Here is a 24873-nt window from a genome sequence, read left to right on the forward strand (position 1 = left end):
CACCCTCGTCCTGTCCTCGCTCGACTCGGTCGCCGCCCTGGGCCGCACGCTGCTCGACGAGGACCGGCCGGTGCACGTGCTGGTCGGCAACGCCGGTGTGATGACCCCGCCCGACCGGCAGATCACCGCCGACGGGTTCGAGCTCCAGCTCGGCACCAACCACCTCGGCCACGCCGCGCTCGTGCTGCACCTGCTGCCGCTGCTGCGCGCCGGGCGGGCCCGGGTGGTGTCGCAGATCAGCGTCGCCGCCGCGCGGGGCCGAGTGCACTGGGACGACCTCGGCTGGGAGCGGTCGTACGACGGGACGGCCGCGTACCGGTCGTCGAAGATCGCGTACGGCCTGTTCGGCGTCGAGCTCCAGCGGCGCAGCGCGGCCGCCGGCTGGGGGATCACCAGCGTGCTGTCGCACCCGGGCGTCGCGCCGACGAGCCTGCTGGCCGCGCGGCCCGAGGTCGGTCGGGCCGACGACACCCGCGCCGTCCGGCTGATCCGCCGGCTGTCCGCGTGGGGGATCACGGGCACGCCGGAGTCGGCGGGGCTGCCCGCGCTCTACGCGGCGACGTCGTCGGACGCCGAGGGCGGGCGGCTGTACGGCCCGCGCGGGCCCGGCCACCTCGGCGGCGCGCCCGCGGAGCAACGGCTGTACCGGCCGCTGCGGGACGCCGACGAGGCGCGGCGTGTGTGGGAGGCCTCGGAGCGGCTGGTCGGGATGCGGGCGGCGTGACGGCGCCCGCCCTCAGAGCCGGTCGGCCAGCTCCGTCAGCGTCTCCGACGCCCCCGCGTCCAGGGTCAGCGTCGCCAGCGGGTCCCCGCGGGTGGCGCCGCGGTTGAGGATCACGACCGGCTTGCCCTCCTCGGCCGCGTGCCGCACGAACCGCAGCCCGGACTGGACCGTCAGCGACGACCCCGCGACGAGCAGCGCGTCCGCCTCGTCGACGAGCGCGTACGCCTCCGCCACCCGGGGCCCGGGCACCGTCTCGCCGAAGTACACGATGTCCGGCTTCAGCATCCCGCCGCACGGGCCGTCGCCGCCGTCGGGGTCGGGCTGCCAGCAGTCGACGACCCGGAAGTGCGACGTCTGCTCGATCACGGCGTCGGCGTCGGGCGCGATCTCCACGTCGCCGACTGCGCCCACCGACTCGGCGAAGCCGGGGTTGGCAGCCTCCAGCCGCTCGGCGAGCTCGGTGCGCGTCACGGTCCTGTGGCACCGCAGGCAGATCACCTGGTCATACCGCCCGTGCAGGTCGATCACCCGGCGCGAGCCCGCCTGCTCGTGCAGCAGGTCGACGTTCTGCGTGATCACCCCGAGCACCACGCCGTGCGCCTCCATCGACGCCAGGGCGCGGTGCCCCGCGTTCGGGTGCGTGCGGTGCACGTACCGCCAGCCGACGTGGTTGCGCGCCCAGTAGTGCCGGCGGAAGCCCTCGTCCCCGACGAACTGCTGGTACGTCATCGGGTTCCGCGGCGGGGAGTCCGGCGACCGGTAGTCGGGGATGCCCGAGTCGGTCGACAGGCCCGCCCCGGTGAGCACGGTGAGGCGGCTGCCGCGGAGCAGCCGGACCGCGTCGTCGACGGTCCCCGGGTTCGGCCGGACGGCGTCGTGGAGGGGGATCGGCAGGCGCGGGGGTGTCACGTGCACCACGGTACGACTCCCGATGCGGGAGTTCCGCCTCGCATCCGGTACTGTTCTGGCCCGAGGTAGCGTGTCCGAGCGGCCTAAGGAGCACGCCTCGAAAGCGTGTGTGGGTGAAAGTCCACCGTGGGTTCAAATCCCACCGCTACCGCTCGACGAGAGCCCCGCCGGTGTCCGGCGGGGCTCTCGTGCTTCCCGGGCGCGCGGCGTCGTCGGCGGCCCCTCGGGGCGGCGAGGCCACCGTCGGCGTCCCGGTGGCGGAAGCGGGCGTCGGGGTTGTCGGCGCGGTCGGCCTGGCGACCCATCGATCTGCGTGCGGTCCTCGTCGTCCTTCCGGTCCGATCGCGTGCGCTGATAGCGCTTGCAGGGCGACCCAGGCCATCAAAGCCGAGGCCTTGCCTGTCGCGTGTGATATGCGCTTTCATGGACGGACGTCTACGAGCTCGCAGTCGCGCCCGTGCCGTTCGCGCTCGACGAGCTCGCCTCCTACCGCGAAGGAACGTCTCGATGACGAGAACACCACGCTGGCTGGCCGTGGCCGCGACCCTGGGTCTGGGCACCGGAGTGCTCGGCGCCGTCCCGGCGTCGGCCCAGCCGTACCCAGGGCAGGCCGAGCAGGCGGACGTCGACGTGCTCCAGGTCGACCTCGCGAGCGCGACCGGCGACTTCCGCGGCGGCGCGTCCGGTGCGCTGTACGGCCTGGGTGACGACGGCGCGCCCACGCAGGCGCTGATCAACGGCGCGCACGTCACCAACGTGTCGCAGAAGGCGCCGTTCGGCACCCAGCACCCGTCGGGCGACGCCCTGCAGATCGAGGACGGGTTCTTCGACAAGCACGGCCAGGACCTGTACATCTACGTGCAGGACTACTACCCGGACTGGCCGTACCACGGCGGGCAGCGGCCGGGCGACACCCGTACCTACGACCTCGCGACCGGCGAGTTCACCGACACGCCGAACGGCACCTGGGACTTCCTCGAGGTGACGCGGATCGTGGCCGAGGCGGTCGCCACCGAGTCGGACCGCCCCGGCGACTACGTGTTCATCCCGTTCAACGAGCCGGACGGCGGGAACTGGTACGCGAACTGGTCGACGCTGGGTCAGACGTTCCTCGAGGACTGGGACGCGGTGCACGGCGTGATCCAGGAGGTCTGGGACGCGCACGGGCTCGGGGACGCCCGCATCGGCGGCCCCGGCGACACGCGCTGGCAGCCCGAGCGCTCCGAGGCGTTCCTGCAGCACACGATGGCGTCGGGGACGGTGCCGGACGTGTTCATCTGGCACGAGCTCGGCATCGACAACCTGGCCACGTTCCGCGGCAACTACGACGCGTACCGGGCGCTCGAGCAGCGCCTGGGCCTGGAGTCGCTGCACGTGAACGTGACCGAGTGGGGGATGCTCCGCGACATGAGCACACCGGGTCAGCTGATCCAGTGGTTCTCGATCATGGAGGACCTCAAGATTGACGGCCAGGTCGCGTACTGGAACTACGCGGGCAACCTGTCGGACAACAGCGCCCGGGCCAACGCCGCGAACGGCGGCTGGTGGATGTTCAAGTGGTACGGCGACCTCGAGGGGTCGCAGACGGTCGCGGTGACGCCGCCGGCGCTGAACGCCGTGGACACGCTGCAGGGCATCGGCGCCCTCGACGTCGACAACCGACGGGCCACCGTGCTGTACGGCGGCGGGTCGAAGGACGTGCGGGTCGACCTCGCCGGTCTGGACCCCGCCGTGTTCGGCGGCGCGGTCGACGTCGAGGTGCGCGAGGTGCGCCTCACCGGCGCCGAGGGTGTCGCGGCCACCCCGCGCGTCATCCAGGTGGCGCAGGACGTCGCCGTGGCGGACGGGGAGCTCGCCCTCACGGTGCCGACCTACGACCGGTACGCCGGCTACCAGGTCGTCATCACCCCCGCGCAGGACCGCGAGGTCGCGGTCGACGCGGTCTTCCACGCCTCGGTCGAGGCGGAGGACACGGCGCTCACCGACGCGCAGGTCTACACGCAGGACCCGGAGCAGGGCGGCGGCTGGAAGTTCCTGGCGTCGCACGGCAAGGACGTCGGGTCGTTCAACCGCGCCACGTCGCGCGCGGACTGGACGGTCGAGGTGCCGCGCGACGGCACGTACCGGTTCGAGGTGGTCGGCGCGGCTCCCGGCGTCCCGGGGCGCCACGCGCTGTTCGTCGACGACGCGCACGCCGGCACGGTGCAGTACGCCGCCGACCTCGCGCTGAACGCGACGTCCCGGTGGCAGTACCGCGGGTCCGCCGAGCTGGAGGTCGCGCTGACCGCCGGTGAGCACGTGCTCTCCCTGCGGGCCAGCGAGGACGGCGCCACGCTGCTCCCGAACGCCGACATCACGCTCGACACCTTCGCGCTGACCGACGTCACCGACGGTGAGCCGACCACCTATCCCGCCTCGACGCTCCGCCTGGAGGACGGCGCAGTCCTGACCTGGGCGGACGGGACGCGAGGCTGGGCCGCGCTCCCGGGCGGCGACGCGCGAGCCGACGCCTACGTGCACGCCGCCTCGACCGGGTACCACGACGTGACGGTGACGTACGCGTCGACCGCCGCGTCGACGGTCGACGTGACGGTGAACGGCGCGCCCGTCGCGACCTTGGAGGCGCCCGGTGCCGGCACGTGGTCGTCGACGGCGCGCCTGCACCTCGCGCACGGCATCAACGAGGTCGAGCTGCGGTCGCCGACCGGCGCGGTGGTGCGCGACCTGACGACCCGGGCGACCGGTGACCCCGGTGCGGCGCTCGTCGTCGAGGCCGAGGACGCGCAGCTGCGCGGGAACGCCCGGGTCACCACGTACGCCGCGAGCACCGGGTCCAACGCATCGGGCTCGGCCGGGGTCGGTAGCATCGGTCAGGGTCGCGAGAACGCCGTGGTCGTCGACCGGGCGCCGGGTGTGGACCAGCCGGGCACCTACGCGGTGACCGTCCGGTTCGCCAACGCCGAGGTCAGTGGCAGCCACGACTACAACCCCCAGGTCGTCGACCGCCGCCTGGACGTGTGGGAGCAGGGCGCGCAGGAGTCCTCGGGGTACGCGTACCTGCGCTACACGTACGCGTGGACGTCCTTCCTCGAGCGCACGTTCCTGGTCGAGCTCGGGTCGGGCGACGCGTCGCTGGAATTCGGCCGGGCCGACGGCTGGGCGCCCGACCTGGACCGCATCGAGATCGCCCCCCTGTCGACCGGTGCCCCCACGACGGTCCCGGTCGGCGGTGAGGAGCTCGCGACCTGGGACCCGACGACCGTCTACGTCGAGGGCGACCGGGTCACGCACGGCGGCGCGGAGTGGGTGGCGTCGTGGTGGACCCAGCGCCAGGAGCCGGGCGACCCGGTCGGTCCGTGGCAGCAGATCCGCACGGATGCGGACGGCACGGCCGTCTGGACGGCATCGCGCGTGTTCGCCGCCGGTGACCTCGTGCGGCACGACGGCGTCGTGTACGAGGCGCGCTGGTGGACCCGCAACCAGGTGCCCGGCGACCCGGACGGGCCGTGGATGCGGCACGCCTGAGTGCCGGGTCCCGGCCGTGATCGCCTAGGTTGTCGGCTGTGGCACGACCCGTCTCCGGAAAGCAGCCCACGATCGCCGACGTCGCCCGTGAGGCCGGCGTCAGCGTCCCCACGGTGTCTCGGGTGCTCACCGGTTCCACGCGGGTCAGTCCCGAGCGCGAGGCGCTCGTGCACGCCGCGATCCAGCGGCTCGGGTTCCGGCGCAACGGCGCCGCCCGGGCCCTGGCCGCGGGCAGCCTGCCGATGATCGCGATCATCACCAGCAACACCACCCGGTACGGGTACGCCTCCTCGATCCAGGGGATCGAGGAGGCGGCCCGTGCCGCGGGGCACATGGTGATGATCTGCGTCGTCGAGACGGACGACCGCGAGGTCGTCGACGCGGCGGTCGACACCGCGCTGAGCCAGCCGATCGCCGGTGCGGTCGTGCTGGAGTACGACCCGCCCGGCGCGGCCGCGCTCGCCGCGGTCCCGGACTGGGTGCCGCTGGTCGCCCTGGCGGCGGGGAACCGCTCGGACGACGAGATCCTGCACGCCTCGATGGACGACCGGGTGGGCGCCGCGAGCGCCACCCGCTACCTGCTCGACCTGGGGCACGAGACCGTGCACCACGTCGCCATCCCCTCGGCGGGGCGGGAGAGCTCCCGCCTGGTCGGGTGGCGCGAGACCCTCGAGGCCGCCGGAGCCCCGGTGCCCCCGCCCCTGCGCGCGGACTGGGCGCCGATGTCGGGGTACGACGCGGGGCTGCGTCTCGCCCGTGACCTCGACGTCACGGCGGTCCTCTGCGGCAACGACGAGCTCGCGATGGGCGTGATCCGCGCGCTCAACGACAGCGGGCGGCGCGTGCCGCACGACGTGTCGGTCGTGGGGTTCGACGACCACCCGCTGGGTCCCCTGTGGGATCCCGCGCTGACGACCGTGCGGCAGGACTTCGTGCAGCTCGGGCGCGACTCCGTACGCCTGCTGGCGCGCCTGCAGGCGGGCGAGAGCGGGGTCGCCTCGGCGCGCCTCGTGCCCGATCTGGTCGTCCGTGCGTCCTCGGGCCCGCGACGTCGCTCCGCAGCCTGAAACCGCTCATCATTCGTGATCATGCCGTGACCTAGGCTACTTGCCCTCGTTCTTGATATGCGCTTTCATCGACTCGTCGCCCTGGCGCACCTGGCCGGGTACGAGGAGATGGGGTCGAGGATGACTCGCGAGAGCACGGGACTGCGCACGCAGGCCCTCGGGGACGGCGACGCCGTCCTGCACCTGGTCTGGGCGGACGACCGGCCGGCGGCGCTGGTCGGCGGCACGGCGGCGGACGATGCCGCCGAGCTGGCCGCGCGCGCCGTCCAGCCGCTGGTGGAGGTCCTGGCCGTGGGCCACGGCCGCGCCGCGGGCAACCTCCGGAACACCGCCACCGCCGTCGGCGTCCGGATGCGCGTGCTCCAGGTCAGCGCCACCCCCGCCGCCGACGGCGCCGGCCGCGTGGTCGAGGTGACCCAGGAGGACCCCGGCTCCGGGCTGGTCGCCCTGACGCGGCTCGAGCTGCGGGGCGGGGCGGTCCGGGCGACCACGACGGTCCGCAACGCCGGCGCGACCCCGGTGCACCTCCAGGCCGTGAGCTCGGTGGCGCTGGCCGGTCCGGTCGGGGACCGGCCCCTGGATGCCGTGGTCTCCGTGGAGGGCACGAGCGCGTGGGTCGGGGAGAACCGCTGGGAGCACGTCCCCCTCGCCGGGCAGGGCGGCCTGGTCGACCTCGATCTCCCGCGCCACCAGCACCAGGACGGCCGTGGCGCGCACGTCGTCGCGAGCACGGGGACCTGGTCGAGCGGCACCCGCGTGCCGAGCGGCGTGCTCACCACCCGAGCCGGAGACGCCTCGTTGGGCTGGCAGATCGAGCACAACGGCGCCTGGCGGCTCGAGGTCAGCGAGCGGCTGACGCGCGACGACCGGCGCGTGCTCGCCCTCGTCGCGCTCGGTCCGACGGACATCGACCACCACTGGCTCCGCACGCTCGAGCCCGGTCAGGAGTTCGCCACGGTGCCGGTGACGGTGGTGCCCGTGGCCGGCGACTGGCAGGCCGCCGTGGTGGGCCTCACCGCGGCCCGCCGGGACCGGCACCACGCCGTGGCGCAGGACCGGCACGCGCGCAGCGACGGTCGGGCCCGTGCGCCCTTCCTCGTGTTCAACGACTACATGAACACGCTGATGGGCGACCCCACGACGGACAAGCTGCTGCCCCTCGTCGACGCGGCGGCGGACGTCGGTGCCGAGGTGTTCTGCATCGACGCCGGCTGGTACGACGACGGCGGCGACTGGTGGGACTCCGTCGGCGAGTGGGAGCCGTCGACGCTCCGGTTCCCCGGCGGGCTGCACGAGGTGACCGACCGGATCCGCGACCGCGGGATGGTCCCGGGGCTCTGGCTCGAGCCGGAGGTGGTGGGCGTGCGGAGCCCGCTCGCGGAGCAGCTGCCCGGCGAGGCGTTCCTCCAGCGTCGCGGCCAGCGGGTCGTCGAGCACGACCGGTACCTCCTGGACCTGCGGCACCCCGATGCGGTGAAGCACCTCGACACCGTGGTGGACCGCCTGGTCGACGAGTTCGGCGTCGGCTACTTCAAGCTCGACTACAACGTCACCCCGGGCGCCGGCACGGACCACGCGACCGACAGCGTCGGCCAGGGGCTGCTCGAGCAGAACCGGGCGCAGGTCGCCTGGCTCGACGGGATCCTGCGCCGGCACCCGGACCTGATGCTCGAGAACTGCGCGTCAGGGGCGATGCGCGCGGACGACGCGCTGCTGTCGCGATCCACCCTGCAGTCGACGTCGGATCAGCAGAACCTGGTCCTGTACCCGCCGGTCGCAGTCGGTGCGCTCGTGTCGATCCTGCCGGAGCAGGCCGCGAACTGGGCGTACCCGCAGCCCGGGATGACGCTCGAGGAGTGCGTCTTCACGCTCAGCACCGGCCTCGCGGGTCGGCTCTACCTCTCCGGTCACCTCGACCGGATGGACTCCGCCCGCCTCGGGCTGGTCGTCGAGGCGGTCGAGCTGGCCCGGGCGAACGAGGACTGGCTGCACGAGGCGCACGCCGCCTGGCCGCTCGGCCTGCCCGCGTGGTCCGACCCCTGGGTCGCCTCCGCCCTCACCGGTCCGACGCAGACCCTCGCCACCGTCTGGCGGCGCGGTGGCCCGGACGAGATCGTCCTGGACCTGCCGGACGGCGACGTCGAGGTCGCGTTCCCCCGTGCGCAGCCCGGCACGCCGTGGCAGATCGACCGCCTGCCCGACGGACGGGTCCGCGTCCGGGTCCCGCACGCCGACGGCGGCCCGCAGGCGCGCGTCCTGCGCGTCCGCCACCCCTGACAGCACCACAGCACGTCCCTCACCCCGCCGGCGACGACGCCGGCACCTGCCTAGGGAGAACCGATGAAGAAGACCCCTGCTCTCGCCGCGATCCTGCTGACCGCCGGCCTGGCGCTCACGGCCTGCTCCGACCCCGGGGCGGGCGGCTCCGCCTCGGGCGGTGCGCCGGCGGAGTGGCCCGCGCAGGACGCCGACCTGTCGGGCGTCGAGCTGACCATCTGGGCCGCGCAGAACTCCAACACCGTGCCCGACGCCGTCGTCGAGGCGTTCGAGGAGACCACCGGCGCCAGCGTCGACGTCGTGACGATCACCGACCCGTACGAGCAGAGCATCCAGACCAAGATCGCCACCGGCGACAAGCCCGATCTCGCGTTCTGGCAGCCGACCGCGTCGATGCTCGCCGGCATCAACGCGAAGCAGAACCTGCAGCCGCTCGACGACGCGCCGTGGCTGGACGACATGGACCCCGCGCTCGTCGACCTCACGGGTTCGTACGACGGCACCCGCTACGCCGCGCTCATCAGCACCCCGGCCGTGATCGGCGCGTACTACAACAAGCAGGTGTTCGCCGACGCCGGGCTCACCGACACCCCGACCAGCTGGACGGAGCTCGTCGAGGACGCCCGGACGGTCCAGGCCGCCGGTGTGACGCCCTTCTTCGAGATGGGCGGCAACGCGGGCTCGCCCTGGGGGACGCAGTGGTGGGTCCAGGCGCCGCTCGCCGAGGCATCCAAGGACGGACTGTGGGAGGAGGTCAACAGCGCGTCGACCACGTTCGGCGACAGCCCGATCATCGACGCCATCACGGGCTACCAGGACCTGATCGCCGAGGGCCTGTTCAACGACGACATCAAGACGGCCACGTTCGAGGACCAGGGCGCGGCTCTGCTCGCGGGCGACGCGGCGATGGTCATGCAGGTGAACTCGTTCTTCGGCCAGCTGCAGTCCCTCGCCGACACCGACGAGCTGAACGAGAAGATCGGGTTCTTCCCGATCTCGACCGACGGCAACGTCGGCACCTTCGTCCCGGACCAGGCCAACGCGCTGGTCGCGTTCCGCACCGGCGACGAGACCCGCGAGGCCGCCGCCCGCCAGCTCCTGAGCTTCTGGCTCGGCGACGGGTACGCCGACTTCGTCGAGGACCAGGACACCGTCTCGCTGCAGCCGGGCGTCGAGACGCCCGCGACCGTCCCCGACGCGCTGGTGTCGGTCGCCGACGCGCTCGACGGCGCCGCCGGCTCCATGCAGGTCGAGGCGGTCGCCAACCCGGACCTCTACCTGCGGCTCGGTGACATGATCCAGGGCGCGCTGACGCCGGAGCAGGTCGCGCAGCAGACGCAGGACCAGTTCGCGCAGCTCGCGTCCGCGCAGGGCGTCGAGGGTTTCTGACCGTAGCCCGGCCGGGCCCGCCGGTCAGCAACCGCACGTGACCGTCACGGAGGACCGCCCGACGCAGGGGCGGGCGGTCCTCCGTCGAGGACGAGGACACCCATGACCACCACCACCGCTCCCGCCCCGACCCGGGAGGGACCCACCGAGGCGAGGACGGCGCGCGCCAACCGCACGCGACGGGCGCGCAACCACCCGTGGGCGTTCGCCGCCCCCGCGTTCGTGCTGCTCGGCGTCTTCTTCTTCCTGCCGACGCTGTTCAACTTCGTCTACTCGTTCACCGACTGGTCGAGCTTCAAGGCGGAGATCGGGTTCGTCGGCTGGGACAACTTCACGCGGCTGTTCGAGAACGGCGACCTCGGTCGCGCGCTCCGGGTCACCCTCGGCTACGCCGTCCTCGTCGCGATCCTGCAGAACCTCTTCGGTCTGCTCCTCGCCCTCCTGCTCGAGCGGGACACGCGGGTCAACCGCATCGCCCGCGTCCTGTTCTTCATCCCCGTGATCATGTCGGCGCTGGCCGTCGGCTACGTGTTCCAGGCGATCCTGAAGCCGGACGGCGCGCTCAACGCGATCCTCAGCTGGGTCACCGGCACGGAGGTCACGACCGCCTGGCTGGGCAGCACCTCATGGACCCTGCTCGTCGTCGCGGTCATCCACGCCTGGAAGTGGATGGGCCTGCCGATGCTGATCTACATGGCCGGCCTCAAGACCATCAGCGAGGACGTGCTGGAGGCCGCGCGCCTCGACGGCGCGGGCGCCTGGACCCAGTTCTGGCGGATCCGGTTCCCGCTGATCGCCCCCGCGGTCACGTTCAACGTCGCGACCGCGCTGCTCGGCTCGATGAACGGGTTCGACATCGTGCAGGCGACCACTGCCGGCGGCCCGGCCCGGTCGACCGAGCTGCTGAACATCTTCATCTTCCGCACCTTCGGGCAGGGCCTGTTCGCGCAGGCCACGACGATGAGCCTCGTGCTGTTCCTCGTCGTCGTCGCCCTGGCGTTCCCGGTCATCGGGATGCTGCGCCGTCGAGAGGACGTCCTGTGAGCATCGTCGCGCCCCACGGCACCAGCACCGCCCGCGGCGGTCGGCCCCGAGCGACCCTCGGCGGCCGGACCGGCCCGTGGCGCCGGATCCAGCCGTTCGTCGTCGTCCTGTCGGTCGTCCTGCTGATCGCCCTGCCGCTGTGGATCATCGTGGTCACCGCCGGCAAGTCCCAGGCCGAGGCGCTGCAGCCCGACCTGTCGCTGCCCTCGCGGTGGCAGCTCGGCGCGAACCTCGCCGAGATCTGGCGCGACGGCGACGTGCCTGCGGCGTTCGGCGGCTCCCTGCTGATCATGGTGCCGTCGGTGTTCCTCGTCCTGGTCCTGGGGTCCCTCGCCTCGTGGATCCTCGCCCGGCGCCGCTCCCGGATCTCCGCGGCCCTCTACGCGCTCGCGATCTCCGGCATCGTGCTGCCGCCCGCCGTGGTCACCATCGTGCTGCTGCTGCGCCAGCTCGGCCTCGCCGGGACGGTCGTCGGCATGATCGGCGTGTACGTCGGGATGTACATGTCCACGGTGATCTTCTTCGTCACCGGGTTCATCCGGACCATCCCGCACGAGCTGGAGGAGGCCGCGCGCGTCGACGGGGCCACGCCGATGCGGGTGTTCCGCACCGTGATCCTGCCGCTGCTCGTCCCGGTGCTGAGCACCGCGACCATCCTGATCTGCCTGTACATCTGGAACGACGTCTTCTACGCGTTCTTCGTCATCGGCGGACGCGTGGACACCTTGCCGCTCAACCTCTACAACGTCGCCTCGGCGGGGCTGTACCTCAACAACTGGCACCTGATCTTCGCCTACGTCGTCGTGATGAGCCTGCCGCTGCTGGTCACGTTCATCGTGGCGCAGCGCAAGATCATCTCGGGCATCACGTCCGGCGCCGTGAAGTAGGGCGGACGGCCGGAGCTCCGGTGCGCACTCGTCCTGGCAGCCGACCTGCTGCTCGCGGACGAACCGGGCTCGACGAGAGCCCCGCCGGTGTCCGGCGGGGCTCTCGTGCTTCCCCGGGCACGCCGCGTCACCCCACCGCGACCGGCAGCCCCTCCGCCGCCGTCCACTCCGACAGCGACCCGTCGTACACGGCGACCTCGGCCCCCGACACGACGTACGCCGCGAACGCCGGCAGCGTCGCCGCGATGCCGCCCCCGCAGTAGGTGACGGCCCCCTCGGCGTCGAGCAGCCCGCCCGCCTCCAGGCGCTCGCGCAGGTCGTCGAGCGGCAGGAACCGGCCGGTCGCCGGGTCGAGGAGCGTGAACAGCGGGAGGTTGACGCTCCCGGGGATCCGGCCGCGCCGGGCGTAGGTGCTGACCTCCTGGTCGCCGCGGAACGTCGCCGGGTCGAGCGCGTTCACGAGCAGCCCGGGCGCCGCGCCCGAGGAGATCCGCTCCACCTGCGGCAGCGTGGCGAGCAGCTCGGGGCGCTCCCGCGGCGCGAGCGTCGTGGTGACGGCTCGGGCGGCCTCGTCGTCGGCCCCGCCGGAGGCCGTGCCGAAGCCGGCGGCCTGCCACCCGGCCAACCCGCCGTCCAGCACCGAGACCCGGTCGTGGCCCAGGTAGCGCAGGAGCCACCAGACGCGTGTCGCCCAGGCGGAGCCGACGGTGTCGTAGACGACGACGTGGGTGTCGTCGCCGACGCCCAGCGCGCCGAACGCCGCGGCCAGCGCCCCGGGCGACGGGAGCGTGAACGGGTAGGGGCCCGCGGGGTCGGACAGCTCGCCGGTGACGTCCACGAACGCGGCGCCCGGGACGTGCGCCGCGAGGTACTGCTCGCGCAGCGGGCCGGCGGTGTACGGCTCGCCCTCGCCGTGCGTCACCAGGGAGGTGGAGGCGTCGAGCACCACCGGCCGGCCGGCCGGCGCGTCCAGGGCGGCGCGCAGCGCCTCGGGGCTGACGAGGGCGGGGAGTGCGGGGGCCATGGGTCCTCCTCGGGGGTGCGGGCCGCGAGCGCGGTGCTCGCGACGCTACGTCGGCCCGCGCGGCGCCCGACAGGAGCGGCCCAGGCACCGGACGTGTGTGACGCGGCCGCGTCCGGGCGGCGCGGACCGTCGCGGTAGCGTGTGCCGGACCACCCCGCCCGGACCTGCGCCGACGCCGATCCGGGCCACGACGATCGGAGCAGCACGTGGCCAGCCGAGCGCCAGGCATGGTGGACGTCGCCCGGGTCGCGGGCGTCTCGCACATCACCGTGTCGCGCGTTCTCAACGGGCACCCGTCCGTGCGCCCGGAGACGCGGGCGCGGGTCGAGGCCGCCATCGCGGAGCTCGGGTACCGGCGGAACACCGTGGCCCGGGCGTTCAAGAGCGGCCGGACGTCGACGATCGGCGTCGTGCTGGCCGGCTCCGAGCTGCACGAGCTGCCGCGGGTGCTCGGCGGCCTGGAGACCGCGGCCCGCGCGGCGGGGTACTGGCTGAACCTCGCGAGCTTCCAGGGACGCGACCCGGCCGAGTTCACCGAGACGGTGCAGCGGGTCGCGGACCAGGCGGACGCGGTCGCGATGATCGCCGACCGGCCGGTGGTGCTGGACGCGCTGCCGGCGCTGGTGACGCGGGTGCCGATGGCGGTGGTCATGTCCGGCGACGTGCCGAACGACCGGATCGCGTCGGTCGAGATGGACCAGGACCTCGGCGCCCGGCTCGCCGTGCGGCACCTCGTGGGGCTGGGGCACCGGGAGGTCGCGCACCTGAGCGGCAACTTGCGCACCTGGGACGCGCGGGCCCGCGTCGAGGGCTGGGAGCGCGAGCTCGCCGCGACCCCGGGCGTCGCCGGCGAGCTGCTCGAGGGCGACTTCACCGCCGCGAGCGGCTACCACCTGGCGCTGGCGCTCGCGGACCGCCCCGGGGGGCCGCCGACGGCGGTGTTCGCGGGCAACGACCAGATGGCGATGGGCGTGCTGGCGGCGTTCGCCGAGCGCGGGCTGCGGGTGCCGGACGACGTGTCGCTGGTCGGGTTCGACGACCAGGTCGGCTCGGACTACCTGGTCCCGGCGCTGACGACGCTGCGCCAGGACTTCCACGCGCTCGGGACGAACGCGGTCGAGGGGCTGCTCGCGCTGCTGCGCGGGGAGCCGCCGCACCACCGGCTGCTCGCGCCGGAGCTCGTGGTGCGGCGGTCGACCGCCCAACCGCGCTGAGCGACGGTCAGCCGGGGAGCCCGGCGAGGGCCGGGTCGCCGGCCGGCGCCCCCGCCTCGGCCGTCGCGCCGCCCGGCGGCGCGACGGTCGGCTCGTAGGCGACGTGCTCGACGACCGCCCGCGCGCCGGTCGGCTCGCCGTCGGCCTGGGCGTACACCCCCAGGTGCACGCCGAGGAACCCACCCGCCGTCTCGGTCGCGAACGCGGTCCGGGGCACGTCGCCGAGTGCGCGCACCTCGCCGCCGGGGAGGGTGGCGGCGAACCGGTAGGCCTGCTCGTCCCCGGTGACGGCGAGCTCGACGGACCCGGCGGGGACGGCGACCGCGCCGAGCTCCGTCACCGCGTCGCCGGTCCGCATCCGCAGCCGTGCCTCGGGCGACCCGTCGGCGCCCGCCGACAGCGCGAGGGTCGCCACGCGCTGCTGGTGCAGCAGCACGGCGAGCCCGGCCTCCTCGCCCGACGAGGTGGTGGCGAACCGCAGACGGCAGGTCGCCCGGAACCGCACGTGCTGCTGGCGGCGCGCCACGAACGCGGGGGTGCCGGTGCCGTGCAGCGGCTCGGGGGACGGCGTCAGCTCGAGGGCGGCGCCGCCGTCGACCGCGGTGACCGGGCGCACGAGGTGGTCGACCGGCCCGCGGAGGCTGGACCAGCCCTGCGCCGCCAGGGGGTCGCCGAGCGCGAGCGCCTCGGCGCCGGCGGCCCTCGGCGCCGAGGTGCCCGCCCCGCCGGCCGCCGCCCCGCGCTCCGTCGTCCCCGCCAGCGGCACCGTGCCCGTCCCCGGCGCGAACACCGGCCCGCGCTCCGTCCACTCCACGGGCACGAGGAAGGCCTCCCGCCCGAGCGTGTGCGCCCCGTCGACCGGCCGCACGCCCAGCGTCAGCGCCCAGGTCGCGCCGTCGGGCGTGTCGACGAGGTCGGCGTGCCCGACGTTCTGCACCGGGTGCCCCGGGCCGAGGTGCCGGTGGGTGAGCAGCGGGCTGCGCGGGTCGGTGACGTACGGGCCCGTGACCGCCGGGGCGGACGCGGCGGTGACCGCGTGGTTCCGCTCGGTGCCGCCCTCCGCCGCGATCAGCCAGTAGCGGCCGTCCCGGAGGTAGAGGTGCGGGCCCTCGACCCACGCCCCGCGCAGCGCGCCGTGCCACAGCACGTGCTCCGGCCCGGTCAGGCGCAGCGTGTCCAGGTCGAGCTCGCGCAGCCACAGCTCGGCGGGCCCGGTGACGGCGGGCTCGGGCGCGTCGCGGGTCGCGGTGAACCAGCAGCGCCCGTCGGCGTCGACGAACAGCGAGGGGTCGATGCCCTCGGCCTCCAGCGGCACCGGGTCGGACCACGGACCGGCCGGGTCGGTGGCGGTCGCGACGAAGGTCGACGCGCCCCGGCGTCCGCTGGCCACGGTCGCGACCACGTAGAACACCCCGGCGTGGTGCCGGATCGTCGCGGCCCAGACCCCGTCGTTCACGTCGAGCCCGGCCAGCGGCGCCTGCTCGGGCCGGGTGAGGACGTGGCCCACGAGCTCCCAGGTCACCAGGTCGGTGCTCCGGTGCACCGGGATCCCCGGGAAGTACCCGAACGACGAGGTGACCAGGAAGTACTCCGACCCGACGCGCACGACGGAGGGGTCGGGGTGGCACCCGGGCAGGACGGGGTTCTGGAACGCGGGCACGAGGGCTCCCCAGGAGGTCGGAGGGGCTGAGGTTGACAGGATGACAACGTTAACATCACGATAGGCGCAGCCCGGGGGCGGCTGCTCGAAGCGGAGCGGCGGCCCGGGTCCCCTCGTCGAAGGAGATGTGGACATGCACGCTGCAGGAACACCGGCGACCGGCGCGCGACGGTCGCGGCGGAGGCGCGCCGCCCTGGTCGGGGCGCTCGCGCTGGTCCCGGCGCTGGCCCTCGCCGCGTGCTCGTCGTCCGGCGGGGACGACGCCGCCGGGTCCGACGGGCCCGTCACCCTCGAGTTCTGGACCTACTCGCTCAAGGGCACCGACCCGGAGGCCCAGGCGATCGTGGACCGCTACCACGAGCTCAACCCGGACGTGACGGTCAAGCTGTCCGAGGTCGGCGGCACGGCCGAGACGTCGTCCAAGCTGCTCGCCGCGGACCGTGCGGACACGGCCCCGGACGTGGTGCAGGTCGAGTACCGCGCGCTGCCGTCGCTCGTCGTGTCCGGCGTGGTCAAGGACATCACCGACGATGTCGCCGACGTGCGGGACGGCGTCGAGGACAACATCTGGGACCTGACCACGTTCGACGGCCAGGTGTACGGCGTCCCGCAGGACATCGGGCCGATGATGCTCACCTACCGCGCCGACCTGTTCGCGCAGTACGGGGTCGAGGTGCCGACCACCTGGGAGGAGTACGCCGCGGCCGCCGAGGCGATCCACACCCAGGACCCGTCGGTGTACATCGCCTCGTTCTCGCCGACGCAGTTCGAGTTCTTCGCGTCGGTCGCGGCCCAGGCCGGTGGCGAGTGGTGGAGCAACGACGGCGACGCCTGGTCCGTCGGCATCGGCGACGAGCCGTCGCTCGAGACGGCCGACTACTGGCAGGACCTCGTCGAGCGCGACCTCGTCACCGTCGAGCCGCTGCTGACCCCGGAGTGGAACGCCAAGGTGAACGACGGGAAGATCCTCAGCTGGGCCGCCGCGGCCTGGGCGCCGAGCGTCCTGTACTCGGTCGCCCCGGACACCGCCGGGCTCTGGGAGGCGGCGCCGCTGCCGCAGTGGACTCCCGGCGACGCGTCCGTCCCGTTCCTGGGCGGGTCGACGTACCTGGTCCCGGAGAAGTCCGAGCACGCCGCGGAGGCCGCGGCGTTCGCCGCCTGGCTGTCCGCCACGGACGAGGGCTCGGAGCTGCTGCTCGGCCTCGACCTGCTGCCCGGCGGCACCGCCGGCCGCGAGGCGACGCTGACCGCGGAGCCGCCGATGCTCATGCCGCAGCAGACCGACTTCTGGCAGGTCGTCGACCAGGTCGTCGCCGACACCACGATCCCCGTCACCTGGGGGCCGAACGTCAACGTCGCGCAGAGCGCGTTCGGGGACGCGCTCAACGAGGCCGCGCTGAACGGCGGCTCGTTCCGCGACGTGTTCACGGCCACCCAGGAGACCATCGCGGCCGACCTGGAGAAGTCCGGCTTCACCGTCGCCGACTGACCCCGCGGCGGGCGGCGCCCACCCGCGTCGCCCGCCGCCCCACCGACCGATCCGGAGGAAGGGCCATGTCGACCGACGTCGTCCCGGCATCCCAAGCCGCCCGCGCCGCCCGCACCGCAGGCGCACCCCGCTCGCGCTCCACCCGGCGCCGGGCCCGCGCCGCGACCCCGTGGCTGTTCGCGTCGCCCGCGATCGCGTTCTTCGCCGCGTTCCTGATCATCCCGATCGGGTACGCGCTGTACCTGAGCTTCCGCGGCTACCGGGTCTCCGGCGGCGCGTTCGGGCGCCGCGAGGAGACGTTCGTCGGGCTGGAGAACTACGCGACCGCGCTGTCCGACCCCGAGTTCGTCGCGGGCCTCGGGCGCTCGCTGATCTACGGGGCCATCGCGGTGCCGAGCGTGCTCGGCCTCGCCCTGCTGTTCGCGCTGCTGCTCGACCACCCGGGCGTGCCGGGGCGCAGCTTCGCGCGGACGGCGATCTTCCTGCCGTACGCGGTGCCCGGGGTGATCGCCAGCCTGCTGTGGGGGTTCCTGTACCTGCCCAGCACGAGCCCGGTCAGCTACGTGGCGCGCGAGCTCGGCGGCAGCTCGGTCGACTTCTTCGGCTACCCGGCGCTGTACTTCGCGCTGGCCAACATCGCCCTGTGGTCGGGGGTCGGCTTCAACATGATCATCATCTACACGTCGCTGCGCTCGGTGCCGACGGAGATCTACGAGGCGGCCCGGATCGACGGCGCCTCCGAGCGGCAGATCGCGCTGCGGATCAAGATCCCGCTCGTGACGCCCGCGCTGGTGCTCACCGGCCTGTTCTCCGTGATCGGGACGCTCCAGCTGTACAGCGAGCCCGCCACCCTGCGCCCGATGTCGAACACCATCTCCTCGACGTGGGTGCCGCTCATGAAGATCTACCAAGAGGCGTTCATGAACGACAACCTCGGGGGCGCGGCCGCGGCGTCGGTCGTGCTGGCCCTGGGCATCCTGGCCCTGTCCCTGCTGCTGCTCCGGTTCTTCCAGCGCCGGACGTTCGGGGGTGCCGCGTGACCGCCGTCGACACCCGGCCCCCGGCCGTCGTCCGCACCGGCGACCGCAGCCCGCGCCGGGCCCCGCGGCGGCACCGCCGTCCCCGTCTCGCGGCCACCGTGCTCATGCTCGGCGCGGTCTACACCCTGCTGCCCGTGGCGTGGGTGCTGATCGCGACGTCCAAGAGCCCCCGCGAGCTGTTCACCACCTTCTCCTTCGCGCCCGGCACCGGGCTGATCGACAACCTCGCGAACCTCAGCGCCTACGGCGGCGGGCAGTTCTGGCTCTGGGGCCTGAACTCCGCCCTGTACGCCGGCGTGGGGGCGATCGCGTCGACGCTCGTGTCCGCGATGGCCGGCTACGCCCTCGCCAAGTTCCGGTTCCGGGGCCGCGAGCTGCTGTTCTCCGGCATCCTCGCCGGCGTCCTCGTGCCCGGCATCGTGCTGGCCGTCCCGCAGTACCTGCTGATGGCCCAGCTCGGCCTGGCCGGCACCCGGTGGTCGGTGCTGCTGCCGGTGATCATCAACCCGTTCGGGATCTTCCTGTGCCGGGTGTTCGCCGCCGCGGCCGTCCCGGACGACACCATCGAGGCCGCCCGGCTCGACGGCGCGGGGGAGCTGCGCGTGTTCGGCGCGATCGCGCTGCCGATGATGACCCAGGGGCTGGTGACGGTGTTCCTGCTCCAGTTCGTCGGGATCTGGAACAACTTCCTGCTGCCGTTCATCATGCTGTCCGACCAGGACAAGTACCCGATCACCCTCGGTCTCTACACGTTCTTGTCCAAGGGCGCGGGCGACACCGACCTGTACCCGCTGATCATCGCGGGCTCCGCCGTGTCGGTGATCCCGCTGATCGCGCTCGTGCTCCTGCTGCAGCGGTTCTGGCGGGCGGACCTGCTGGCGGGCGGGCTCAAGGGGTGAGGCCGGGGCTCGGCGCGCTGACCGATCGGCACGGCCTGCTCTACGGCGGCGACTACAACCCTGAGCAGTGGCCCGAGGACGTGTGGGCGGAGGACGTCGCCCTGATGCGCGAGGCCGGGGTGACCCTGGTGACGGTCGGCGTCTTCGCGTGGGGCACGCTCGAGCCGGAGCCGGGCCGGTTCGAGCTCGCCTGGCTCGACCGGGTGCTCGACCTGCTGGCCGGGGCCGGGATCGCCGTCGACCTGGCGACCCCCACCGCCTCGGCCCCGCCGTGGCTGGCGCACGACCACCCGGAGACGTCCTCGGTCGACGCCTCCGGCGTGCGGATGAGCCCGGGCTCCCGGAACCACTTCTGCCCGACCTCCCCGGTGTTCCGGGAGCACGCGCTCCGCGTCGTCCGGGTGCTGGCAGACCGGTACGCCGGCCACCCGGCGCTCGCGATGTGGCACGTCGGCAACGAGCTCGGGCAGCGGTGCTGCTGCGACCTGTGCGCGGCGGCGTTCCGGGACTGGCTGCGTGCGCGGTACGGCACGCTCGACGAGCTCAACCGGGCCTGGGGGACCACGTTCTGGAGCCAGCACTACGCGCGCTGGGCCGAGATCGTGCCGCCGCGCGCCGCGCCGTACCTGCACAACCCTGCGCAGGACCTCGACTTCCGCCGGTTCACCTCGGACCAGCTGCGGGACCTGTACCGCGTCCAGGCGGAGGTCCTCCGGGCGGCCACGCCCGACGTCCCGGTGACGACGAACTTCATGGGCTTCTTCCGCGGCGTCGACTACCGGTCCTGGCGCGACGACGTCGACGTGGTCGCCGACGACTGGTACGGCGACCCGGCCGACCCGCGCAGCCCGGCGCGCGCCGCGCTCACCCACGACCTCATGCGGTCGCTCGGCGGCGGGCGGCCGTGGGTGCTCATGGAGCAGGCGACGAGCGCGGTGAACTGGCGGCCGCACAACCTGCCGAAGCCGGCAGGCGCGATGCTGGTCGACTCGCTGCGGGCCGTCGCGCACGGCGCCGACGCGGTCTGCTACTTCCAGTGGCGCGCGTCCGCCGCGGGTGCGGAGCGGTTCCACTCCGCGATGCTGCCGCACGCCGGCCCGGACACCGACCTGCACCGGGCCGTCCGCGCGCAGGGCTCCGTGCTGCGCCGGCTGCGCCGGGTCGTGGGCACCCGGGTCGACGCCCGGGCCGCGCTGGTCTTCGACTGGTCGTCCTGGTGGGCGGGCGAGGGACCGGGCCTGCCCAGCCACCGCCTGCGCCCGGTCGACCAGCTGCTCGCCTGGTACGAGCCGCTGTGGCGCTCGGGGATCCCCGTGGACGTCGTGCACCCCGGCGACGACCTCGACGGCTACGACCTGGTCGCGGTGCCGGGCCTGTACCTGGTCTCGGACGCCGACGCGGCGAACGTGGCCCGGGTGCCGGAACGGGGCGGCGCGCTCGTCGTCGGCCCGTTCAGCGCGGTCGCCGACGAGGAGGGCCGGGTCCGCGGCGGCCGGTTCCCGGTGCCGTGGGCGGCGCCGCTCGGCGCGTCGGGGGAGGAGCACCGGCCGCTGCCCGACGCGGGCGTCCGGGTCGACTCCGGCCTGATGGGCGCGTTCACCGCGGCCGACTGGTCGGAGACGCTGCGCGTGGAGGGCGACGACGTCGAGGTGCTGGCGACCTACCGGGGCGCCGGGCTGGAGGGCCGCCCGGCCGTGACCCGCCGCGTGCACCCGGGCGGCGGCAGCGCGCTGTACGTTTCGACGGTGCCGCCCGCCGACGCGCTGGCGCGGCTGCTGCTCGACGCGGCGGCGCGCGCCGGGCTCGACCCCGTCCCGTCCCCCGAGGGGGTCGAGGTCGCCCGGCGCGGCGACGTGCTGTTCGTGCTGAACCACGGGCCCGACGCGCGCACGGTGCCGCTGGCAGCCCCGGCGGTCGACCTGGTGACGGGCCGGGACGTGGGCGGCGCACTCGTGCTCGGGGCGTGGTCGGCGGCGGCGCTGGTCGCGCCGGAGCGCGCGGAGCGAGTCAATACCTCCCACGCGGTCGGGAAGACGGGGTAGCCTCGCACTACCTAGTGAGCGGTAGGTAGTGCCTCGCACCGGCGCGCGCTCCTGCCGCGACCCCGGGGCCGCCGTGGTCCCCGCGGACGACGAAGTGGAGTGTGCGATGCGCATCGCGAGCTGGACCAGCACGACCGAGCACGAGCGCTGGACCGACCTCGGGGGCGTCGAGCCCGCCGCGGTCGACCGGATCCCCGACGTGTTCGTGCAGCTGGACGACGAGCGGCAGGAGATCGAGGGCTTCGGCGCCACGTTCAACGAGCTCGGCTGGACCTCGCTGGCCCACTTGACCGACGACCAGCGGGCCGAGATCTTCCGCGAGATGTACGCACCCGGCGTGGGCGGCAACTTCACGATCGGGCGCATGCCGATCGGGGCGAACGACTTCGCCCGCGACTACTACTCCTACGACGACGTGCCGGGCGACTTCGACCTCGAGCACTTCAGCATCGCGAACGACCACGAGACGCTCGTCCCCTACATCCGCGCCGCGCAGGAGCACCAGGGGGCGCTGAAGCTGTGGGCGTCGCCGTGGGTCCCGCCGCAGTGGCTGAAGACCAACGGGCACTACGCGTCGGTGCAGCCGTGGATCAACGGCGTCGAGAACGGCCTGCGCCCCGACCAGGTCCAGGCCGAGGGCACCGACTCGTTCACCCAGGACGAGCGGCACCTCGCGACCTACGCGGCCTACTTCGGCAAGTTCGTCGACGCGTACCGCGAGCTCGGCATCGAGATCGGCATGGTCATGCCGCAGAACGAGTTCAACTCGGCCCAGCCCTACCCGAGCTGCACCTGGACCCCGGCCGGCCTCGCGGCGTTCCTCCGGCACCTCGGCCCCGAGATGCGCGAGCGCGGCGTCGAGGTGTTCCTCGGCACGCTCGAGCGGCCGAACGAGGCCCTGGTGGACGAGGTGCTGGCGGACCCGGACGCCGCCGCGGCGGTCACCGGCATCGGCGTGCAGTGGCACGGCAAGTCGATCGTGCCGTTCCTCAAGAGGGACCACCCGGAGCTGCGGCTCTACCAGACCGAGCAGGAGTGCGGCGACGGCAAGAACGACTGGCGGTACGCCCGCTACTCGTGGCGCCTGATGCGGGACTTCCTCAACAACGGCGCGAACGCCTACCAGTACTGGAACCTCTCGCTGGAGCGCGGCGGCGTCAGCCGCTGGGGCTGGTCGCAGAACTCCCTCGTCGTCGTCGACCCCGAGGCCCGCTCGTTCGAGTACAGCCACGAGTACTACGTGCTCAAGCACGTCAGCCACTTCGTGCAGCCGGGCGCCCGCCTGGTGCCGACGCTGAGCTACGCCGGCTACGAGAACCAGGTCGCGTTCCGCAACCCCGACGGCTCGCTCGTCGTCGTCATGCAGAACGACACCTCCGAGGAGATGCCGGTCTCGGTGCTCGTCGGCGACCAGGTCGTGTCGCCGGTGCTGCCGGCCGACTCGCTCAACACGTTCGTGCTGGAGGTCTGAGGGCGCCGTAGCCGGTTCGCCGCGCCCCCGGGGACGACCCCTGCCACGATGCCCGGGTGAGGCGGTGGCGCATCCCGGTGGGCGCGGCCCTGGTGGTCGCGCTGCTGGCGGGGTGCGGCCCCGGCAGCGCGGCCCGCGCGGCCCGGGACGTCGCGGTCGCGTTCTCCGCGGCGGTGGCCGCCGGCGACGGGGACGCCGCCTGCGCGCTGCTCGCCGAGTCGGTGGCGCAGAGCGTCGCCGAGGACGAGGAGGCCCCGTGCGCCCGGGTCCTGTCCGAGGGGCCGGTCGCCGACGACCTCGCGGAGCGCGCCGCGGACGCCCGGCCCGGGGAGGTGCGGGTGGCCGGCCGCCAGGCGCAGGTGCGGCTCGGCAGCGACACCGTGTTCCTCGCGCGGTCGGGCGCCGGGTGGGTGGTGACCGCCGCGGGCTGCGACCCGCGCCCGGACCGCCCCTACGACTGCGAGGTGGCGGCATGAGGTCCCAGCGGGTGCTGTTCGCGGTGGTGCTCGGCGGCACGTACCTCGTGCTGCTGCTGTGCGTCGTGCTCGCGGTGGTACGGCGGTGAGGGCGCCCCGGTGGGTCCGGGAGAACGGGCTGAGCCTGTTCTTCCTCGGGATCTTCCTCGCGGCGGTGGCCGGGCAGGCGGTCAGCGGCGTGGCCCTGTTCAACCGCGAGCAGGTGGCCGCCGGGCTCGAGCCCGTGACGCTCGCCGAGTACGTCACGTCGTCGGCGTTCGCCGTCGACCTCAGCGAGAACTGGCAGTCCGAGTTCCTGCAGTTCCTGCTCTACATCGCCGCGACCGTCTGGTTCGTGCAGCGCGGGTCGCCCGAGTCCAAGCCGCTCGACAAGGCGGGGCGGGAGACCGACGAGGAGCAGGCGGTCGGGGAGCACGCCGGCCCGCAGTCCCCGCCGTGGGCACGCGTCCGGGGCCGGCGGCTGTCCGTCTACTCGCACTCGCTGACCCTGGTGATGGGCTCGATCTTCCTGCTGTCCTGGTTCGTGCAGTCGCTGACCGGCGCGGTGGCGTACTCCGAGGAGCAGATGCGCGACCTCCAGGACCCGGTCACGTGGCCGGAGTACCTGCGCGAGCCGGACTTCTGGAGCCGGACCCTGCAGAACTGGCAGTCCGAGTTCCTCGCCGTGCTGTCGATGGTCGTGCTGGCGATCTACCTGCGCGAGCGCGGCTCCCCGGAGTCCAAGCCCGTGGGCGCGCCGCACGGCGCCACCGGGATCGAGTCCTGACCCGCCGAGCACTGGCGCGGCGGCCCGGGTCCCCCGAGAGTGGTCGCATGACCGTCGTGAACCCGCCTCGCGACCTGCGCGAGTACATCGAGTTCCTCCGGGACAGCGGCTACACGGTCCGGGACGGCCACACGCCGGACCCGGACCTCATCGACCCCGAGGGCAACCCGGTCTGGACCTGGCAGGAGGGGTACCCGTACCCCGACCTGATGGACCGGGACGCCTACGAGCTGGAGAAGTACCGCCTCCAGGTCGAGCTGCTGAAGTTCCAGTACTGGCTCGAGGACAACGACAAGCGGGCGATCGTCTTGTTCGAGGGGCGCGACGCCGCCGGCAAGGGCGGCACGATCAAGCGGTTCACCGAGCACCTGAACCCCCGGACCTCCCGGGTGGTGGCGCTGTCGAAGCCGAGCGACCGTGAGCGCGGCCAGTGGTACTTCCAGCGCTACGTGCAGCATCTGCCGACGGCCGGCGAGATCGTCATGTTCGACCGGTCCTGGTACAACCGCGCCGGCGTCGAGCGGGTCATGGGGTTCTGCACCGAGGACGAGTACCAGGCGTTCATGGGGCAGGCGCCGGTCTTCGAGAAGATGCTCGTCGACTCGGGCATCCACGTGACGAAGCTCTGGTTCTCGGTGTCGCGCAAGGAGCAGCGCACCCGGTTCGCCATCCGCCAGCTCGACCCGGTCCGCCGGTGGAAGCTGTCGCCGATGGACCTCGCCTCGCTGGACCGGTGGGAGGAGTACACCGAGGCCAAGGAGGAGATGTTCCGCCGCACGGACAAGCGGCACGCGCGGTGGACGATCATCCGGTCCAACGACAAGAAGCGGGCGCGCATCAACGCGATGCGGTTCTTCCTCGGCCAGTTCGACTACGAGGGCAAGGACCCGGAGGTCGTCGGCCGGCCGGACCCGCTGCTCGTCATCCGCAGCAAGAACGAGCCGGCGGACGAGTAGCCGCCCCTTGCCTG

Annotated in this window: 19 protein-coding genes and 1 tRNA gene; 17 read left to right on the plus strand and 3 right to left on the minus strand. The window is 73.5% G+C overall.

Translation table 11 applies throughout. The annotated features are described in order from the left end of the window. Positions 1-724 (plus strand): SDR family oxidoreductase (locus KVT14_RS09855; RefSeq protein ID WP_217615503.1); only part of this gene is annotated, 724 nt, incomplete at its 5' end. Between the two features lie 12 nt (positions 725-736). On the opposite strand, the gene KVT14_RS09860 is transcribed toward KVT14_RS09855, so the two are convergent. After that, complete coding sequence (locus tag KVT14_RS09860) at positions 737-1633, minus strand: Sir2 family NAD-dependent protein deacetylase (protein ID WP_308160998.1); 897 nt, start codon at positions 1631-1633, stop codon at positions 737-739. Positions 1634-1697: 64 nt separating this feature from the next. On the opposite strand from KVT14_RS09860, the gene KVT14_RS09865 reads away from it, so the two are divergent. From KVT14_RS09865 to KVT14_RS09895, 7 genes are all read left to right on the plus strand, one after another. Continuing rightward, positions 1698-1784, plus strand: a tRNA-Ser gene (locus KVT14_RS09865). Between the two features lie 356 nt (positions 1785-2140). Next, the gene (locus KVT14_RS09870) at positions 2141-5158 is read left to right on the plus strand and encodes a carbohydrate-binding protein (RefSeq protein ID WP_217615504.1); all 3018 of its coding nucleotides are present in this window, start codon (positions 2141-2143) and stop codon (positions 5156-5158) included. A 38-nt stretch (positions 5159-5196) separates the two neighbouring features. Next, a complete protein-coding gene (locus tag KVT14_RS09875) occupies positions 5197-6225 on the plus strand; it encodes a LacI family DNA-binding transcriptional regulator (RefSeq protein ID WP_217615505.1) in 1029 nt (342 codons plus the stop codon). Positions 6226-6345: 120 nt separating this feature from the next. Beyond that, complete coding sequence (locus tag KVT14_RS09880; RefSeq protein ID WP_217615506.1) at positions 6346-8502, plus strand: glycoside hydrolase family 36 protein; 2157 nt, start codon at positions 6346-6348, stop codon at positions 8500-8502. A gap of 63 nt (positions 8503-8565) precedes the next feature. Further along, positions 8566-9891 carry an ABC transporter substrate-binding protein gene (locus KVT14_RS09885; RefSeq protein ID WP_217615507.1) on the plus strand — a complete coding sequence of 442 codons (1326 nt, stop codon included), beginning with the start codon at positions 8566-8568 and terminating at the stop codon, positions 9889-9891. A gap of 102 nt (positions 9892-9993) precedes the next feature. Beyond that, the gene (locus tag KVT14_RS09890; RefSeq protein ID WP_217615508.1) at positions 9994-10935 is read left to right on the plus strand and encodes a carbohydrate ABC transporter permease; all 942 of its coding nucleotides are present in this window, start codon (positions 9994-9996) and stop codon (positions 10933-10935) included. Further along, complete coding sequence (locus KVT14_RS09895) at positions 10932-11822, plus strand: carbohydrate ABC transporter permease (protein WP_308160999.1); 891 nt, start codon at positions 10932-10934, stop codon at positions 11820-11822. Before KVT14_RS09890 ends, KVT14_RS09895 begins: the two co-directional genes overlap by 4 nt. A gap of 127 nt (positions 11823-11949) precedes the next feature. Here the strand turns inward: KVT14_RS09895 and KVT14_RS09900 are convergent, their stop codons facing one another. After that, complete coding sequence (locus tag KVT14_RS09900; protein WP_217615509.1) at positions 11950-12846, minus strand: sulfurtransferase; 897 nt, start codon at positions 12844-12846, stop codon at positions 11950-11952. A 206-nt stretch (positions 12847-13052) separates the two neighbouring features. Between KVT14_RS09900 and KVT14_RS09905 the strand changes: the two genes are divergently transcribed. Continuing rightward, entirely contained in the window at positions 13053-14060 is a 1008-nt protein-coding gene (locus KVT14_RS09905) for a LacI family DNA-binding transcriptional regulator (RefSeq protein WP_308161000.1), read from the plus strand. 7 nt (positions 14061-14067) lie between these two features. Here KVT14_RS09905 and KVT14_RS09910 read toward each other — a convergent pair whose 3' ends face one another. Then, the gene (locus KVT14_RS09910; RefSeq protein ID WP_308161001.1) at positions 14068-15720 is read right to left on the minus strand and encodes a glycoside hydrolase family 43 protein; all 1653 of its coding nucleotides are present in this window, start codon (positions 15718-15720) and stop codon (positions 14068-14070) included. 133 nt (positions 15721-15853) lie between these two features. On the opposite strand from KVT14_RS09910, the gene KVT14_RS09915 reads away from it, so the two are divergent. From KVT14_RS09915 to ppk2, 8 genes are all read left to right on the plus strand, one after another. Continuing rightward, positions 15854-17209, plus strand: coding sequence for an ABC transporter substrate-binding protein (locus KVT14_RS09915; protein WP_217615511.1), 1356 nt, complete (start codon positions 15854-15856; stop codon positions 17207-17209). Between the two features lie 65 nt (positions 17210-17274). Beyond that, the gene (locus KVT14_RS09920) at positions 17275-18249 is read left to right on the plus strand and encodes a carbohydrate ABC transporter permease (RefSeq protein ID WP_217615512.1); all 975 of its coding nucleotides are present in this window, start codon (positions 17275-17277) and stop codon (positions 18247-18249) included. Then, on the plus strand, positions 18246-19148 hold the full coding sequence (locus KVT14_RS09925; protein ID WP_308161002.1) for a carbohydrate ABC transporter permease: 903 nt from the start codon (positions 18246-18248) through the stop codon (positions 19146-19148). Before KVT14_RS09920 ends, KVT14_RS09925 begins: the two co-directional genes overlap by 4 nt. Further along, positions 19145-21190, plus strand: coding sequence for a beta-galactosidase (locus KVT14_RS09930; protein ID WP_308161003.1), 2046 nt, complete (start codon positions 19145-19147; stop codon positions 21188-21190). The genes KVT14_RS09925 and KVT14_RS09930 overlap by 4 nt, the downstream gene beginning before the upstream one ends. A 106-nt stretch (positions 21191-21296) precedes the next feature. Continuing rightward, on the plus strand, positions 21297-22661 hold the full coding sequence (locus tag KVT14_RS09935) for a glycoside hydrolase family 30 beta sandwich domain-containing protein (RefSeq protein ID WP_254630702.1): 1365 nt from the start codon (positions 21297-21299) through the stop codon (positions 22659-22661). A gap of 56 nt (positions 22662-22717) precedes the next feature. Then, positions 22718-23137 carry a hypothetical protein gene (locus KVT14_RS09940; RefSeq protein ID WP_217615513.1) on the plus strand — a complete coding sequence of 140 codons (420 nt, stop codon included), beginning with the start codon at positions 22718-22720 and terminating at the stop codon, positions 23135-23137. An 85-nt stretch (positions 23138-23222) separates the two neighbouring features. Beyond that, complete coding sequence (locus KVT14_RS09945; RefSeq protein ID WP_217615514.1) at positions 23223-23903, plus strand: DUF6766 family protein; 681 nt, start codon at positions 23223-23225, stop codon at positions 23901-23903. Between the two features lie 47 nt (positions 23904-23950). After that, complete coding sequence (gene ppk2, locus KVT14_RS09950) at positions 23951-24859, plus strand: polyphosphate kinase 2 (protein ID WP_217615515.1); 909 nt, start codon at positions 23951-23953, stop codon at positions 24857-24859. The last annotated feature ends 14 nt before the right edge of the window (positions 24860-24873 follow it).

Source organism: Cellulomonas sp. GbtcB1, assembly GCF_019091725.1.
Classification (GTDB): domain Bacteria; phylum Actinomycetota; class Actinomycetes; order Actinomycetales; family Cellulomonadaceae; genus Cellulomonas.

Coding starts and splice junctions, on each gene's coding strand:
- KVT14_RS09935 (WP_254630702.1), top strand. CDS start 21,297: ATGCGCATCGCGAGCTGGACCAGCACGACCGAGCACGAGCGCTGGACC.
- KVT14_RS09870 (WP_217615504.1), top strand. CDS start 2,141: ATGACGAGAACACCACGCTGGCTGGCCGTGGCCGCGACCCTGGGTCTG.
- KVT14_RS09920 (WP_217615512.1), top strand. CDS start 17,275: ATGTCGACCGACGTCGTCCCGGCATCCCAAGCCGCCCGCGCCGCCCGC.
- KVT14_RS09880 (WP_217615506.1), top strand. CDS start 6,346: ATGACTCGCGAGAGCACGGGACTGCGCACGCAGGCCCTCGGGGACGGC.
- KVT14_RS09885 (WP_217615507.1), top strand. CDS start 8,566: ATGAAGAAGACCCCTGCTCTCGCCGCGATCCTGCTGACCGCCGGCCTG.
- KVT14_RS09890 (WP_217615508.1), top strand. CDS start 9,994: ATGACCACCACCACCGCTCCCGCCCCGACCCGGGAGGGACCCACCGAG.
- ppk2 (WP_217615515.1), top strand. CDS start 23,951: ATGACCGTCGTGAACCCGCCTCGCGACCTGCGCGAGTACATCGAGTTC.
- KVT14_RS09915 (WP_217615511.1), top strand. CDS start 15,854: ATGCACGCTGCAGGAACACCGGCGACCGGCGCGCGACGGTCGCGGCGG.
- KVT14_RS09900 (WP_217615509.1), bottom strand. CDS start 12,846: ATGGCCCCCGCACTCCCCGCCCTCGTCAGCCCCGAGGCGCTGCGCGCC.